Raw genomic sequence first — 16,616 nt, 5'->3', positions numbered from 1 at the left:
GCAGCAGGCTACTTTGAGCAGCCTGCCAGAGGTTATCAATAACTCAGCGTGTTAGCGCATAGTAACAAACTCTTCTGAGCCGGTGGGGTGAATGGCAACCACGGCATCAAAGTCGGCTTTGGTCGCGCCCATTTTCATTGCTACCGCAAAACCTTGGATCATCTCATCAACGGTGAAGCCAATACCATGTAAGCCGACCACTTTTTCGTCACTGCCAGCGCATACTAATTTCATTGCGCATGGTTGGCGGTGTTGGGTGACGGCGGTATACATTGCTGCAAACGTAGAGCTGTACACTTTGATATTTTCTTCGCCATATTGGTTGATGGCCTCTTGCTCGGTGAGACCAATAGTGCCGATAGGTGGGTGGCTAAATACCACGGTCGGAACTAGGTCATAATCCATTTTCGCATTAGGCATTTCTGGGTTGAAAAGGCGCTCAGAGAGTAAGCGGCCCGCTTTAACTGCAACCGGTGTGAGTTCAATGCCATTTTCGATAATGTCGCCAACGGCATAAACGTTTTTGGCGGTGGTATTTTGGTACTCATCGACCTTCACATAACCACTTTCGTTCACCTCTACACCCGCAGCAGCAACGTTAATAGCATCGGTGGTAGGCGTGCGGCCAATGGCCCAAATTACTTCATCGACATTTTGGCTGTGGCCATTTTCAAAGTGAATGGTGAGGCTGCCATCACTTTCTTTCACCACCTCTTTAGGCGAGCATTCGGTATGTAGGGTCGGCCCTTCTTTTTTCATGACCTCCACTAACGTCTCTACCAGCATGTTATCGAAATTGCGCAGTGGTGCATGACGGCGCACAAATAGGTGCGTTTCTGTGCCTAGGGCGTGAAGCACACCGGCAATTTCTACGGCAATGTAGCCAGCACCCACAACCGCAACGCGTTTAGGTTGCTCGGTGAGTTCAAAGAAGCCGTTCGAATCAATGCCATACTCAGCACCAGGAATATTTGGAATAATAGGGCGTCCGCCCACGGCAATAAGGATATGATCGGCACTGTAGTGCTCGCCATTCACCTCTACGGTATTGCTATCAACAAACTTAGCGAAACCATTAATCACGGTTACACCGTTGCTGGCTAAGTACTTGTTGTAGCCTTGGTGAATACGGCCAATATAGGCCTCACGGCTTTCTACCAGCTTACTCCAACTGAAACTCTTTAGTTCAACATCAAAACCATAATCTGGGGCGTATAGCTTAATTGCTTCTGCAACTTGGGCACCATGCCACATCGCTTTTTTAGGCACGCATCCTACATTCACACAAGTGCCACCTAAGTGAGTTGCTTCAATTAATGCGACGTTAGCACCACGCATGGCCGCTCTATTTGCCGAGCCAATGCCGCCACTACCACCGCCAATACAAATATAATCAAAATGTTGAGCCATAATTTTTTTATTCCTATGAACTGATGTTGTCATCACTATATTGCCATACCTTAGCAGAAATAAGGCGGTGGATCTGCACTTGCATTTTCCATCATCGCCCCAAGAATGTAGGTATTAAACGAATAATGAGAGATTACTATGACCAACCCGTTGATTGGCCTTGAGGGCTTACCGCCATTTTCAAAGATCAAACCCGAGCATGTGGTGCCAGCCGTGGAACACGGTATTGAGCAGTGCAAGAAAACCATTGAACAAGTGCTTGCTGGCAAAGACTTTACTTGGCAAGGGTTAGTGATGCCGCTGGAGGAAGCGGACGACAAGCTAAGCCGACTGTTTTCGCCCGTGTCGCATATGCACTCGGTGGTAAACTCTCAAGCTCTGCGTGAGGTGTATGACCAAGTATTACCTAAATTAAGTGAATACAGCACCTATGTGGGTCAGCACCAAGGGTTGTTTGATGCTTACACTGCTTTAGCGCAAAGCGATGAATACGCGCAGCTGTCAAGGGCACAACAAAAAGTTATTGATAATGCCTTACGAGACTTTAAGCTCTCTGGCATCGCGTTGAATGCCAGTGATAAAAAACGCTATGGCGAAATATCCAGTCGCTTAAGTGAGCTTGCCGCTAAGTTTGGTAATAATGTGATGGATGCGACACTGGCATGGCAAAAGCATATTACCGATGAGCAGCAACTCGCTGGCTTACCTGAATCAGCAAAGGCTTTGGCGGCGCAAACAGCGCAGAGCAAAGAGTTAGAAGGGTGGTTGTTTACACTGGATATTCCTTCTTACCTGCCGATTATGACCCATGCCGATAACCGTGAACTTCGCGAAGAGGCCTACACCGCGTTCGTTACTCGTGCGTCCGATCAGGGCCCCAATGCCGGTGAATACGACAACAGCGCTATAATGGATGAGGAATTGGCACTGCGTCATGAATTGGCGCAGTTATTGGGTTTTGAAAACTATGCGCAAATGTCGTTAGCCACTAAAATGGCAGACTCCACTGAGCAAGTGTTTGGCTTCTTAAATGACTTGGCGGAAAAGTCGAGACCACAAGCGCAAAAAGAGCTAGAGGAGCTGTGTGCCTATGCCAAAGAAAAACACGATATTGATCAGCTCGAAGCGTGGGACTATGCCTACTACAGTGAAAAGCTAAAGCAAGAAAAGTACGCCATCAGCGACGAACAATTACGCCCGTACTTCCCTGAAGATAAAGTCCTCAGTGGTCTATTTAAAACAGTTGAGCAACTGTTTGGTGTGCGTGTTGAAGAGCAGCAAGATATCGATACATATCATGACGATGTGCGTTTCTTCGCCATTTATGATGGTAATAACACGCTGCGCGGGCGTTTTTACCTTGATTTGTATGCCCGTGAGCACAAGCGCGGTGGTGCTTGGATGGACGACTGCATGGGCCGAAAAGTACGCTTAGGTGGGCAATTGCAAACCCCAGTCGCCTATTTAGTGTGTAACTTTAACCGCCCAATAGGGGATAAGCCGGCACTGTTTACCCATGATGAAGTGGTCACCTTGTTCCATGAATTTGGCCATGGTCTGCACCATATGTTGACTCAAGTGGATGCCGCTGCCGTTGCTGGTATAAACGGCGTGGCTTGGGATGCGGTGGAATTACCAAGCCAGTTCTTAGAAAACTGGTGCTATGAGAAAGAGGCACTTGCCTTTATCTCTGGCCACTATGAAAGTGGCGAGCCCTTACCGCAAGAGCTGCTATCAAAACTGCTCGCGGCAAAGAACTACCAATCCGCTATGCAGATGGTTCGCCAGCTCGAGTTTTCGTTATTTGATTTTCATATTCACGCCGATTACAACCCCACTGCGGGCAGTGAAATTCAAATCATACTCGATAAGGTGCGCCAGCAGGTGGCAGTTATTCAGCCGCCGAGTTTCAATCGCTTCCAGCATGGTTTTGCGCATATTTTTGCCGGCGGTTACAGCGCGGGTTATTATTCTTATAAGTGGGCAGAAGTGCTCTCGGCCGATGCCTTTTCTAAATTTGAAGAAGAGGGCATTTTTAATAGCGATACCGGTCGTGCTTTTTTAACCAATATCTTGGAAAAAGGCGGCTCTGAAGAGCCAGCGGTGCTATTTGAGCGTTTTCGTGGTCGTGCGCCAACCGTTGACGCATTGCTTAGGCACAGTGGCATTGCGGCTTAAGCCATACAACTGACAGCGCCTGCGGGCGCTGTTTGCTTTTCCTCCCCTATAAAACTCTCACTTTCTCTCGCAAAATCAGTCACTCATACTATGCTAATAGTAACTTTTCTAAGTATGCGAGTGGCCAATGGCGAAAATAGTGCTGACCATCGACGATGACAAAGTGATTCACCATCTAGTGGAAGAAGCGTTATCTGGGGTTGCTCAGGTGATCCACGCAAAAAACGGCGAACAAGGCATACGTCAAGCGCAAAAGCACCAGCCTGATATCATTTTGCTTGATGTTGAAATGCCCAAAATGGATGGTTATGCGGTATGTAAAGAACTTAAAAATAATGAGCTTACGCAAGGCATTCCCATACTATTTTTATCCGGTCGTGCAGATTTAGAAGAACGTATTCGCGGTTATAATGCCGGTGCTGATGACTACATCATTAAACCTTTTGCCAGTGACGAGCTGGCAGCGCGTATTGATGTCTTGTACCAATACAAACAGCGCTCTAAGGAGTTAGAACACGAAGTAAATCGGGCCCAAAGTACCGCTGAGATGGCCATGACCGACTCGGGAGATATGGGACGTGTTATGCGCTTTGTCAGTCAGTCGTTTGCTACTCATGACTTAGCGAGCTTATCGCGCAACTTTTTGGCGTTTTTTGAACCAATGCGGCTCGACGTCGTGGTGGCGTTTTGGCACGAGGATGAGCATCAGTTCTTTGCTAACCATGGCGCAGAGTGTCCGCTAGAGCAGGAGCTACTGTTGCAACAGCGCCACGGCGAGCGCTTCGTTGATTTTGACGACAACACCATTATCAATTACCCCAAAGTGTCATTATTAATAAAAAATATGCCCATTGATGACAGTGCGTTGTATGGGCGCTATAAAGATTTATTCCCACACTTATTAGAGGCCACGAACGCGAAGCTACAGGATATGGAAAACAGTGACCAAGCACTGCGCTGCGCAGCATTATTTGGTGAAGCGTTTATGGCGTTTGAAAGCCAGTTAATGAACAAGCTTGAGGCCCATGGTGAAAAAGAGTTATTGCGCCTAGTTGCCACTCAAGGCGCGCAGTTACAAAGTATTCGCAATGAGCTAATTCATTATATTGAGCAGTTCGCCCAACCCCCTTCAGAACAACAGTGCAGCAGTCAAACGGATGTTGAGCTGTTTTAGGCGGGAATTTAGTCCCTGCGAATAACGAACTTTTGTTATTATGGACGCCTTGGTGATTTCTTGGAGCGAGCTGTGCAAATCTATTGCCGAATTCCGCAGGCACAAGGCTATGTTGATACCCTAGCAACACGTTTTCAACTAGCAGAGTATAACGACAACGACACTTTTTATCTTCAGTACGATGAACACGGCTTATCTTTGGTGAAACGGGATGAGCCAAAACTCGCGCCTATTCGTGTTGATTTCGTCAGCGGCGGCGCTGCGCACCGTCGTAAATTCGGTGGCGGCAAAGGCCAAGCGATTGCCAAAGCAGTGGGGCTAAACAAAGGCGCAATTCCCCATGTTCTTGATGCCACCGCAGGGCTAGGAAGAGACGCTTTTGTGCTGGCATCGCTTGGATGCACAGTGACTCTATTTGAACGCCACCCTGTGGTTGCTGCATTACTTGCCGATGGTCTAGAGCGGGCTTACATGGATAGCGAAATTGGCCCTTGGATGCGTGAGCGTATGCGCTTAGAGCATGGCGCGTCGCAGCAGTTATTACCCATTGTCAGTAGTGAGCAGCCTGTTGATGTCGTGTACCTTGATCCTATGTTCCCGCACCGAGAAAAGTCGGCTTTGGTAAAAAAGGAGATGCGCGTATTTCAAACCTTAGTGGGGGATGATCAAGACGCGGATGCGTTATTAGCACCGGCTCTTTCATTAGCGACAAAACGGGTTGTGGTAAAGCGCCCTGACTACGCCCCGTTTTTAGAAGGTAAAACGCCTAGCACACAAATAAAAACCAAGAAAAACCGCTTTGATGTGTATGTGAATGCGGCCATGAAATAAACCAAGTCGGTGGCGCCTTCAATATCTCCTATATGTGTTTTTTAATACAACTGTCATAAATAAGTAATACGCTATCCCCACTTGCATTGGTGGGGTTTTTTATGCGTGTTTCTACTTTTACTCGTTTGGTAGCACTGTTGCTCTCAACAGCCAGTTTGGTGCTTGTTGCTGTACTGTGGTGGGCATCTAAAACCTTAGTCTCTTTGGAGCAACAAAACACCCACTATGGCGCTCTTAAAAATGACATTATCATCGGCTTATCGGGTGACATCGAAGACTACTTAAGTACTGGAGATGCGCAAAATCTGGTAGACGCCAAACAGCGTATCGAAACTATTCAAAATCAATACTTGCCCTCGTTGTCGGCGCAATTGCAGCGCCAGCTCAATACCCGTTTGCAAGTACTGCTCGGTGGCATTGACGGCGATTATCGCGCTCTGGGTAAGCTCTCTGGAAATGAAACCGCGTTATTAGATAACGCACTTCGGCAAATGGCGGGCTCGGCAACCTCGTTAATTAATTATGCCCAACAAGCACCGCAAGATAAGCGCGGCAGTGCCTCAAGGTACATTGAGTTGGCGGGAGATTATTACCAAGGCGTCCTTGATTTAAGTCTCGCAACTCAAGCGTTGTACCAAGGTTATAGCGCCGACAAGCAGGTAGCGGTTGAACAAGCGGTAAAGCAGTTGAATGCTTTAGCGGCAGAGATTGAAAATACCGAAAACCTCGGGGTGATGAGTGAGGTAGATGAAGACGAGTTGTTTTTTGGTGCTGAGCCTGAAGACCTCGCCGGCGATATCAAAGCGGAGATCCGCAGCTGGCCAAAACGTTATCCGCGCGATTTGCAAAGTACCATTGAACAAGGCCAAATTCACCAGCAGGGCATAATGCAACTGCGTACAGAAGTAAGCAGTGTCGTTGATGTGGTTATTGATGCTGAACAGCAGCTGCGCGCGGCTCAGAATGTTCTCAAGCAACGCCTTTTAGTGGTATTTGGCATTGCCATTGGTTTGTTATTTATTTTGGCTGCAGCGGTATATTGGTTGCAGCGCTCGCAAGTGCTGAACCCACTGCGCCAATTGCGAGACGGCTTCGCCACACTCATAGAAAGCAACGAACTTAACCCCATAGTAAGCAAAAATAGCGAAACGGAAGTAGGCGAAATTGCGGATTACTTTAACCAGCTTATAGAGCGCCAACGCAATGAAGTGCGTGAGCGCCAAGAGATGCTGCGCGTGATCAATGAGTTTATGAGTGACATGAGCGATAACCTGCAGCATATTCGCAGTGGTGCTGAGCAAACCTCAGCACATGCGTCGCACAGTCAAACCTTACTCGGTGAAGTGCAACGTATTGGCGATGATGTCAATGAGGTGAATAGCCAAGTGGCTGATAACGCCCAGCATACGCTGACCACCATGGCGCAAAGCTTAGGGTTCGCCGATGCTATGTTAGCGGCTTCGTCGACCACCGAGCAACGTATTGAGCAAGGCATGCAAAGTCTTAATCAGTTACTCGCTGGTGTTGAGGATGTCTCCAAGGTGTTGGATGTGATCAATACCATTGCCGAGCAAACCAATTTGCTAGCGCTTAATGCTGCTATCGAGTCGGCTCGTGCTGGTGAACATGGCCGAGGGTTTGCTGTCGTGGCCGATGAGGTGCGTAAACTGGCGCAGCAAACACAAGCTTCTTTGGGCGATATTCACGCCCAACTCAATAGTTTAAGTGCTAATTCGCAGCGCGTGTCACAACACATTGGCGAGTTGGCAACGCAAGCGCAAGCACAAACAGACAACGCCGAAGAGCTTAAGCGTAACGCCGAAGATATCTCTCAAAGCGCAGAGCATGCTAACCAAGTGGCGGCACAAGCAACCGACTATGCGCATCGCCAGCGTGATATGCTGATTGAATTCGAGCGCTCCATGCAAGATATGCAAACGCAAATTAGCGCATCGGATACCCGGGTTAAAGATATTCACCTGAGCCTGCAGCAACAAATGCAAAGTATTCGTGCTAGCCTAGGGCTTGATAATCAATCGGTTTAACCCCGTTTAAAAGAGGAAATAAATAATGATAGCCCAAGGTCAAGCGCTCCCTTCTGCCACTTTTTCTCTCCTTGATGAGCAAGGAATGACCAACCCCAGCACAGAGCAGCTTTTTGCTGGCAAAAAGGTTGTACTGTTTGCTGTGCCAGGCGCGTTTACCCCCACTTGCTCGGCTAAGCACCTTCCTGGCTTTATTGTTCATCAAGCGCAGTTTAGCAGCAAAGGTGTAGACAGCATCATCTGTTTATCGGTGAATGATGCCTTTGTCATGAAAGCTTGGGGTGAGCACCAAGGTGCGCAGGGGATCACCATGCTAGCTGATGGTGATGCCAGTTTTACCAAAGCCATTGGCTTGGACAAAGACACCGCTGGTTTTGGTGGCATACGCTCGAAACGTTATGCCATGGTGGTTGATGATGGGGTCGTGACGCAGTTATTTGTTGAGCAAGATAAACAATTTGGCGTTTCAAGTGCAGAGCAGGTTCTGGCGAATCTGTAAAACACGCGAGAATGTATAAAAAAGGGCCGCAATTGCGGCCCTTGGTGTTTTCGTAGGGTTGTTTACGGGTTGTACTGTGCGTTTAGCGTAACTCCAGAGAAGGTCTGGTACGCATTAATGCTAATGTGCCAAGTACCTGCTTGTGGGTTGCTGAAACTACAGCTTTCATTGTTTCCTGATTTATAAGGACGGCAATCGTAGCTGCTGCTTGTTGGTTGTGAGCCAAAGCGCACGAAAAGGTCACCGTCACCTGTGCCACCCGACATATCAATGTCTAGTGTGCTCATACCTGCAGGTACTTCTAGGGTGTAATGTTTCCATTGGCCAGAGCTTGCAGAGATGTCTGTAACGCTGCCGCCGCCACCTTCGCCAGTGCTGCCACCTGAGGTAGTTAGCTCACCTAGTAGGCTGGCATTGTTGTAGCTGCTATAACCACGTAGCATCACGTAGTAAGTGCCTGCTGCCGGGTTATCAATGCTACATACTTCGTTGTTACCACTTTCGTATGGACGACAGTCATAGCTTGAAGTTGTTGGGGCGCTACCTGCTTTCACATACATGTCGAGGTCACCGCTGCCACCGCTGGTGGTGAAGGTCACGTTCGACGCACCTGAAGGAACGGTCATTGTGAAGGTGGTTTCAGAACCTTGCGCACCACTTAGGCCTGTTTCTGCTTGGCCAGGAGTAAGCTCATTATCGCCACTTGGTGGTGGTGTCGTGATGCCACCAGCTTCGGCAACCGCTGCTGCTGCATCGATGATACCGGTACCGCAGTTATTACACGTTGCACCAAAAGACTTGGTGGTTGCTTTAAGAATATTTTCAATTTCATCTGGCGTAGCAGCAGGTTTTGCTTCTTTGATCAAGGCAGCAACACCGGCAACATGCGGCGCAGCCATTGAAGTGCCTTGAGAGTATGCGTAGTTGTCGCTACCCGGTGAAGTTGAACCGCTGTTTAGGGTTGAAAGAATCCCTTCAGGGTCGTTTGCAAAGCTTTGCGCACCACCAGGGGCTGCAACATCGATGTTGCTGCCGTAGTTTGAATAGTATGCACGACCACCGTCACGACCTACCGCAGCGACGTTGATAACGCCGTTACAGTTACCTGGGTTGTAGTTGGCAGAGTTGTCGTTATCGTTACCAGCAGCCACTACAATGGCTGTGCCGTTAGCGCGTGCTTGGTTAATCGCATTTTGCGTAGTTGAGCTACAAGAGCCTGAACCACCTAAGCTCATGTTGATAACATCAGCGGGGTTAGCGTTTGCAGGCACACCCGATACACTGCCACCAGACGCCCATACGATTGCATCAGCAATATCAGACGTTAAACCACCACATTTGCCAAGAACACGAACCGGAACAATGTTGGCGTCATAAGCAACACCCGTCACACCTTCACCATTATTGGCAACGGCTGCAACCGTTCCTGCCACGTGTGTACCGTGCCAACTAGAACCTTGCGCGCCATGAGTGTAGCCACATTCGTTTGCGGTGATTGCATCACCTGGATCGCGTGCATCATTGTCACGACCGCCGCCATCGTTAGCAACAAAGGTGTCGGAGATCATGTCATAACCAGCAAGAAGGTTAGCAGCTAAATCGGCATGTGGACGATAACCAGTATCAAGCACGGCCACAGTCACTCCCGCGCCTGTTGCGCTATCCCATGCACTAGGCAAGTTAATACCAGCTGTTTGCTCGAAGTAATGCCACTGATCGCTGTAGCGTGGATCGCTCGGCGTAGCAAATGGTTGTAGCATTTGGTCAATTTCAATGTATTCGATTTCACCGCTCGACGCCATACTTTGCATAAACTGCTGAGCTTCTTGGGCGCTTAACTTTTTGTCTGTACGAATAACGTGGTGGTCTTGCATGGCCATTTCACGCACGTATTGAGCGCGAGCTAGGCCTTTATTCTTAAAGTTGTTTACAAACTTTTGCGCACGAAGATTGGCATTTGCCGCTGTAGCAGGGCTGTTAACACCGAATTCAGGTACATTTTTGTATTTTATGATGAATTGAGTACCTAGGGACGATTGGCCTTGCAGTTTGGCTTGCGTTTGCGCCATGGTTGCTTGGGCTGGTACAGAAACTTCTTGAAGATCATTTGCTAAGGCTGAAGTGGTGCTTAGCGCCATTGGAATTGCCAAGGCTAAAACGGTTTTCTTGACGCTCAATGAGCGAGGGGTTTTTGTGGTTGTCATAAGGTATCCCTTTTGTTGAATTTTTACATTTGATCTGGATCAAATGAGGGGACAATCGTAAAGATACTGTGAACATTGTTAAAATAATATTTTGAAATAAAACTGGTACAAAAAGTTATATCAAGCCGTATAAGTGGGTAAAGTTGCTGTCGCTGAGTTGTATTCAGCTGTTATAATGCCGCTTTATGTTGATGTGGGTTTAAGTGATGCAACAAGTCGATGTACTGGTTATAGGCGCTGGCGCTGCGGGGCTTATGTGCGCTGCACAAGCAGGGTATCGTGGGCGCAATGTGGTGGTCGTCGACATGGGCAAAAAGCCCGGACGTAAGATTCTTATCAGCGGCGGCGGGCGTTGCAACTTTACCAACGAGCATGCCAGTCCTCATAACTATTTATGCAATAATCCCCACTTCGTTAAATCCTGTCTTAGTCGCTACACTCAGCATGATTTTGTCGACCTAGTCGAGCGCCATGGCCTGGCATATCACCATAAAACCTTGGGGCAGTTATTTTGCGATAACAGTGCGCAAGATATTGTCGATATCCTTATGACCGAATGTCAATGGGCGGGCGTTCATGTGCAGCTGCGCAGTGAAGTCATCAGTGTTGAAAAAGCACAGCAGGGCTATGTGGTCACCACCAGTACGCAAACCTATGCGTGTGAATCTCTGGTCGTAGCATCTGGCGGCCTAACCATGCCGAAACTAGGCGCGACGCCAATAGGCTATAAAATTGCTGAACAATTCGGCTTAAAGGTGTTACCGACTATGGCGGCCTTAGTGCCTTTTACATTGCACCAACACGATAAAGACCGCTTTGATGGACTCTCCGGGATTAGTGTGGAGTGTGAAGTGAGCAGTGAATGCAACACGCAGTTTCGAGAAAATATACTCTTTACCCATCGCGGTTTGTCGGGCCCCGCTATTTTACAAATAAGCTCGTTTTGGCGTGCCGGCCAAGCGGTGACTATTAACCTTTTACCCGATCTGAGTGTTGAGCAATGGTTAGATCAGCAGCGACAAGATAACCCGCAGAAGTCGCTAAAAAATGCCTTGGCCACCATCTTACCGAAGCGATTTGTGGAGATGTTACACGAGACGAATGCCATTGCTGATTGTAATGTAAACCAGTTAAGCCACAGCCAGATAAACGAGTTAGGCAACTACCTTCACCGCTGGCAGATTAAGCCCAACGGCACCGAAGGTTATCGCACCGCCGAAGTGACCTTAGGCGGGGTGGACACCGACGAGCTTAGCTCGAAAACCTTCGAAGCAAAGCAAAGCCCAGGGCTTTACTTTATCGGCGAAGTTACCGACGTCACCGGCTGGCTCGGCGGTTATAATTTCCAATATGCGTGGAGCTGCGGCTGGGCCTGCGGCCAGGCGTGTTGATAACTCTCACTCACGCCTCGCCGCTACACCCCAACCTTAAACGGGCCCTCACGTATGGGGTGGCGGGTTTTTTGCCCGGGCAAACACAATGCGCGGCGCATCCCATAGCGAGGGCAGTAAGATAATAGAGACTGGCACGGCGGTGACCACTATAAACGCTTGCAGTTTGTCGATACCGCCAGAGCCTATGATGATTAAAATACTGCCCATCAAGCCCATGGCTATCCCCCAAAATACTCGAATGGGCACGGCGGGGTGCTCTGAACGTGAGGTCGATACCGACAATACATAGGTCATCGAATCCCCCGTAGTGGCGACAAATGTCAGGGTTAGAATTAAAAACAGTAAAGACACTAACCCGCCTAGCGGCAAGGCCTGAGTGATGGCAATTAATGCTGCGGGAAGGTTAAAACCAGCAAACGCTTTGGAAATAGTATCGGCTTGTTCTAGTTCGAGGCTTAACCCGGTGCCACCGACGATGGTAAACCAGAACATGGTAATAAGCGGAGCCACGATACACAGCATAATAATAATGGCGCGAATAGAGCGGCCACGACTAATGCGCGCGATAAAAATGGCCATCATCGGGCCGTATCCTAAAAACCAGCCCCAAAAGAACACTGTCCACCAACCAAGCCAGCCGGCATCATTAAATAATCCTGCCTCGCCCCGGTATAAGGCCATATCAAAAAAGTGGCTTAAATGGGTGATAAGGCCGCTAAAAAAGCTCGTGAAAATAAATGAGGTGGCTCCCGCAACCAATATAAATGCCAGTAACACCAGCGCAAGTAACATGTTCAAACGACTGAGTATCTGAATGCCTTTGGTAACCCCAGAGACGGCCGACATCACGAAAATAAAAGTCAGCACGCCAATCACGCTTACTTGAGTGAGCGTAGTATCGGGAATGGCAAATAACGCATTTAAGCCATAGCTTACCTGTAAGCCTAAAAAGCCGATTGGCCCCACGGTACCGGCCACCACAGCCACAATGCACACGGCATCGGCGATAACGGCAATGGGCCCACTCAGGGCTTTTTCTTTAAATACCGGGTAGAGCAAAGTGCGTGGTGCTAAAGGCAAGCCTTTATCATAGTGATAATGCATCAGCATAATGGTGGTTAAACTACCGAGTATGGCCCAAGCCAGAAAGCCCCAATGCAAGTATGACTGGGCCAAAGCGTAGGGCACCGCCTCTGGGGTTGCCGCCGCGATGTGGTTAAATTGGGGCGGCATGGATAAAAAGTGAGCCATGGGCTCTCCAGCAGCCCAAAATACGCCACCGCCCGCGAGCAGGGTGCACATAATCATGGCTCCCCATTGGAATAACGAAAATTCCGGGGCGGCTAAGTTGCCAATACGCTGTTTGGCTGCGGGCAACATGGCAGTTGCGATGGCAATGATAAAGGTGGCTAATAACAACAACTGCCAGTACAAGCCAAAATACTTAGCCGACCAAGCAAAGCTGGCATCAACCCACTGCGATAGGGTCTTGAGGTCGAACAGGGCAAAAAGGCAAAAGCAGATGATGAATCCGGCGCTGAGTAAAAATAGAGGTGCGTCGACACCGAGGCGGTTGAGTTTAGTGCTGGTTAAATTGATTGTGCTTCCCCAATTACGCGTTTAGCAAAGGTTCATTGCCCTTTGTCACGCTTAGGTGGGTAACAAAAACCAATGGTGTATAGCCCTTATTATAACGTGGCACAGAAACATCATGCCAATGTTTGCTGCAATTGCTGTTGCGCTGTCTCGCTTTATGGCTATCGCAGCATAATGCTATTTAGCTCAAATAATGCTCGGCTTAGATTGCAGCTGCTATAGTGAAGGCGACGTAAAACCATAATAAAAAGGTAAATTTATGAAGCTAAACAGGATATTAGCAAGTGCTGCATGGGGCTGTGCAGTGTTTGCGGCCAGTGCCCATGCCACTGTGCTAATGCAACCCACGTCGGTGCCCGGTGGCGACTATCCCGCGCTACATCAAGGGCAATATGCAGCAAATATCACCCCAGCCAATGAGGTGCTTGGCTTTGACGTGGGTCAGCGCACCGCCACGCCAGCGCAAATTACTGAGCTGGTAAATAAGTGGGCCGAGCAAAGTGATAAAGCAAAAATCGTTGAGTACGCCCGCAGTTATGAAGGGCGCCCGTTGCATTATTTAATGATTAGCTCAGCAAAGAATCTGGCCAATATTGATGAAATTAAAGCGAATATTAGTAAACTCAGCGAACCGGACGCGCTCTCATCATCACAAATAGATACTCTCATTGATTCGACCCCAGGTACGGCATGGATGGCGTACAGTATCCATGGCAATGAATCTTCCGGTGCCGATGCTTCTTTAGCGCTTATTTACCAATTACTTGCCTCACAAGACTCAGAGATAGAATCGCTCCTAGATGATTTGGTGATACTGGTCGACCCATTAATGAACCCCGATGGTCGCGCCCGTTTTACTAAACGCCTGCAAGAAAGTCGCAGTGCCGCGCCTAACTTTGACACGCAATCACTGCTGCACAGCGGTTCATGGCCATTTGGACGGACTAACCATTATTACTTCGATCTCAATCGCGACTTTTACTTTGCCGTAAATCCAGAATCAAAGGGTCGTGTACAAGCCATCAATGAATGGTTTCCGCAACTGATGATCGATGGCCATGAAATGGGTGCCTTAGACACCTTTTTAATGGGCCCGCCGCGTGAACCGCTGAACGTGAATATTCCCACCAGTACGCGTAAATGGAGCAAGGTATTTGCCGGCGATCACGCCAGCGCTTTTGACGATAAAAACTGGCCTTATTACACCGGCGAGTGGTTTGAAAACCTCTACCCGGGTTATTCCAACTATGCCGAGTACAAAGGAACGGTACATATTCTATATGAACAAGCACGTACCGCAGAAGATGGCGTGCGCTTAAAAAATGGCAATGTGCGTAGTTACAAAGAGTCTGTTGATCATCAATATATTAGCTCTTTGGCTAACCTTAAGACCCTGCAACAGCACAGTAAAGCCATGTATCGTGACTTTGTCAGTAACCGCTTAGCGCATATTGACCCCGACGGAAAATATGGTGAGCGCAGCTTCGTTATTCTTCCAACCGATAATACCGCGCGCCTGCACAAGCTGATGGATGTCCTTGATTTACAGGGCATCGATTATTATGCAACCACTGAAGAGCTTAAGGTACGCAAGGCCAAAAACCACCTCGGGCAGGTGCGTGATGCGACCATCCCTAAGGGCGCTATTGTCATCCCCAATCGCCAGTATGATGCGCCGTTACTGGCAACCATCATGGAGTTTGACGCAGAGTTAAATGATGCGGTGCTATTGGAGGAGCGACAAAAGACCCTGCGTGATGGCAGCTCAATTATGTATGACACCACCGCGTGGAATGTATCGATGATGTTTGGTCTGCCGGCATTGGAAGTACCTGAGCACCTTGATGATGATCTCACCACCTATCAGCGCCCCAGCGAAGCCGGTGTACAACCTCGTGATAATGCCATTGCTTATATTGTTGATGGTGCCAGCGATGCCTCTGTGGCGTTTGCCGCGCGCTTACTTGAGCAAGGCGTAAAAGTGCGCGTATTGGCTAAGCCGGGTGTGTTTAACGACACCCGCTTCAACCGAGGCTCGGTGGTGGTCAATAATTATGATAACACCCTAGAGAGCGGCGAGCTGAGCACCTTATTGGATAAGGTAGCAAAGGAAGTCGGCGTATCTGCCATCGCCATAGACCAAGGTTTGGGTAAAGGAGACTTACCCGATATTGGCGGCGAAAACTTTAAGTTATTGAAAGCACCCAAAATAGCCTTTATTAGCCAAAATGGCATTGCTCCGGGCGATATTGGCTCGATGTGGCATATGCTTGATACCGAGCTTGGTATTCGTCATAGCCATTTAAGCCAAGAGATGCTCTCTTACAGCGATCTTCGTGGCTACAATGTCATCATTGTCCCTAGTCGTTGGTATGGTGAGTTATCGAAAAGCCACATTAGCGCTTTGGACAAGTGGGTTGCGCAGGGCGGCACCTTAATCGTTAATGGTAACTCGGCCGCGCAATTAGCCACAGCAGAAGACTTCTCGAAAGTGGCGCTGCTGAAGCAGAGCTTTGATAAGGCCGATGAGTATGACCTGGCGCTGATGCGCGAGTGGCAAGCCAAGCAACAGCGTATCGCCAATGCTGATTTGATTAATGCTCATAAGGTTTCTGCACAATTAAGTTTTCCTTGGGATAAAAGCGACGATGTGAAGCCTTTGAACAAGGAGCAGCTTGAGCGCTGGCATGATTGGAGTGCTGCATTTATGCCTTCTGGAGCGATAGTCGCTGGGCGCACAGATCAAAAACATTGGCTCAGCTATGGGGTTAATCAGCAGCTGCCGGTATTAGCTGGTGATGTGCCTTTGTTTATGGCCAAGCAAGGTGTTGATGCGGTAGTGCGCTACGGTGTGCTGCAAGAAAATAGTAAGGCCGAGCAGCGCATGATTGGCTGGGCGACCATTCCGCAAGGGCAAGACTTGTACGTGCGTATGAGTGGTTTGTTGTGGCCTGAAGCGGCGCAGCGAATGAGTAATGCCGCTTACCTTACGCGCGAGAAAAAGGGCAATGGCCAAGTGATCATGTTTGCCAATATGCCTAACTTCCGTGGTGCCACTAAAGGCACCGCACGGTTACTGCTCAATGCCATTGTCTACGGCCCTGGGCTAGGCACTGATGCGGTAATTCAACTTTAAACTGGGGTGTTTTTAACGAAGCCGAGTACTATGCTCGGCTTTTTTGTGCCCTGCAACTAGGATCAGATGTTATGCATTTTATAATAGTTACTTTGTATTAGTTTTTAAAATTTAATTAACAAAATAGTAGTAAAAAATAACCAGCTAAA

10 protein-coding genes are annotated in these 16,616 nt (G+C 48.6%); 7 read left to right on the top strand and 3 right to left on the bottom strand.

Features of this window, described 5'->3' with window-relative positions:
• Positions 1–51: 51 nt before the first annotated feature.
• Complete coding sequence (gene gorA, locus MHM95_RS08660; protein WP_022944254.1) at positions 52–1,410, bottom strand: glutathione-disulfide reductase; 1,359 nt, start codon at positions 1,408–1,410, stop codon at positions 52–54.
• 138 nt (positions 1,411–1,548) lie between these two features.
• Between gorA and prlC the strand changes: the two genes are divergently transcribed.
• The 5 genes from prlC to MHM95_RS08635 all read left to right on the top strand — a co-directional run bounded on the left by prlC (position 1,549) and on the right by MHM95_RS08635 (position 8,137).
• Positions 1,549–3,588, top strand: a complete 2,040-nt coding sequence (prlC, locus tag MHM95_RS08655; protein ID WP_235419297.1) for an oligopeptidase A — start codon at positions 1,549–1,551, stop codon at positions 3,586–3,588.
• Positions 3,589–3,715: 127 nt separating this feature from the next.
• Positions 3,716–4,762 (top strand): response regulator, encoded by a 1,047-nt coding sequence (locus MHM95_RS08650; RefSeq protein ID WP_045979654.1) that lies wholly within the window; start codon positions 3,716–3,718, stop codon positions 4,760–4,762.
• A 72-nt stretch (positions 4,763–4,834) separates the two neighbouring features.
• Positions 4,835–5,593: a class I SAM-dependent methyltransferase gene (locus MHM95_RS08645; protein ID WP_130148631.1), complete on the top strand. Its 759-nt coding sequence runs from the start codon at positions 4,835–4,837 to the stop codon at positions 5,591–5,593.
• Positions 5,594–5,694: 101 nt separating this feature from the next.
• Positions 5,695–7,638 (top strand): methyl-accepting chemotaxis protein, encoded by a 1,944-nt coding sequence (locus MHM95_RS08640; RefSeq protein WP_235419298.1) that lies wholly within the window; start codon positions 5,695–5,697, stop codon positions 7,636–7,638.
• A gap of 25 nt (positions 7,639–7,663) precedes the next feature.
• On the top strand, positions 7,664–8,137 hold the full coding sequence (locus MHM95_RS08635) for a peroxiredoxin (RefSeq protein WP_045979651.1): 474 nt from the start codon (positions 7,664–7,666) through the stop codon (positions 8,135–8,137).
• A 62-nt stretch (positions 8,138–8,199) separates the two neighbouring features.
• On the opposite strand, the gene MHM95_RS08630 is transcribed toward MHM95_RS08635, so the two are convergent.
• Complete coding sequence (locus MHM95_RS08630) at positions 8,200–10,341, bottom strand: S8 family peptidase (protein WP_239385045.1); 2,142 nt, start codon at positions 10,339–10,341, stop codon at positions 8,200–8,202.
• A 206-nt stretch (positions 10,342–10,547) separates the two neighbouring features.
• On the opposite strand from MHM95_RS08630, the gene MHM95_RS08625 reads away from it, so the two are divergent.
• Positions 10,548–11,732: an NAD(P)/FAD-dependent oxidoreductase gene (locus MHM95_RS08625; RefSeq protein WP_239385044.1), complete on the top strand. Its 1,185-nt coding sequence runs from the start codon at positions 10,548–10,550 to the stop codon at positions 11,730–11,732.
• A 48-nt stretch (positions 11,733–11,780) separates the two neighbouring features.
• On the opposite strand, the gene MHM95_RS08620 is transcribed toward MHM95_RS08625, so the two are convergent.
• Positions 11,781–13,334, bottom strand: coding sequence for a BCCT family transporter (locus MHM95_RS08620; protein ID WP_343224300.1), 1,554 nt, complete (start codon positions 13,332–13,334; stop codon positions 11,781–11,783).
• A 256-nt stretch (positions 13,335–13,590) separates the two neighbouring features.
• Here MHM95_RS08620 and MHM95_RS08615 point away from each other — a divergent pair, with 256 nt between their 5' ends.
• Positions 13,591–16,467 carry a M14 family metallopeptidase gene (locus tag MHM95_RS08615; RefSeq protein ID WP_239385043.1) on the top strand — a complete coding sequence of 959 codons (2,877 nt, stop codon included), beginning with the start codon at positions 13,591–13,593 and terminating at the stop codon, positions 16,465–16,467.
• Positions 16,468–16,616: the final 149 nt, after the last annotated feature.

The organism is Pseudoalteromonas sp. CnMc7-15 (genome assembly GCF_022347925.1).
Taxonomy (GTDB): domain Bacteria; phylum Pseudomonadota; class Gammaproteobacteria; order Enterobacterales; family Alteromonadaceae; genus Pseudoalteromonas; species Pseudoalteromonas ruthenica.
The sequence above is the reverse complement of the archived record's forward strand: the minus strand, read 5'-3'. Positions and strand labels throughout refer to the sequence as shown.

Excerpts from the sequence above, each read along its gene's own strand:
- MHM95_RS08650 (WP_045979654.1), top strand. The coding sequence starts at position 3,716 with ATGGCGAAAATAGTGCTGACCATCGACGATGACAAAGTGATTCACCAT.
- MHM95_RS08615 (WP_239385043.1), top strand. The coding sequence starts at position 13,591 with ATGAAGCTAAACAGGATATTAGCAAGTGCTGCATGGGGCTGTGCAGTG.
- gorA (WP_022944254.1), bottom strand. The coding sequence starts at position 1,410 with ATGGCTCAACATTTTGATTATATTTGTATTGGCGGTGGTAGTGGCGGC.
- MHM95_RS08635 (WP_045979651.1), top strand. The coding sequence starts at position 7,664 with ATGATAGCCCAAGGTCAAGCGCTCCCTTCTGCCACTTTTTCTCTCCTT.
- MHM95_RS08630 (WP_239385045.1), bottom strand. The coding sequence starts at position 10,341 with ATGACAACCACAAAAACCCCTCGCTCATTGAGCGTCAAGAAAACCGTT.
- prlC (WP_235419297.1), top strand. The coding sequence starts at position 1,549 with ATGACCAACCCGTTGATTGGCCTTGAGGGCTTACCGCCATTTTCAAAG.
- MHM95_RS08640 (WP_235419298.1), top strand. The coding sequence starts at position 5,695 with ATGCGTGTTTCTACTTTTACTCGTTTGGTAGCACTGTTGCTCTCAACA.
- MHM95_RS08625 (WP_239385044.1), top strand. The coding sequence starts at position 10,548 with ATGCAACAAGTCGATGTACTGGTTATAGGCGCTGGCGCTGCGGGGCTT.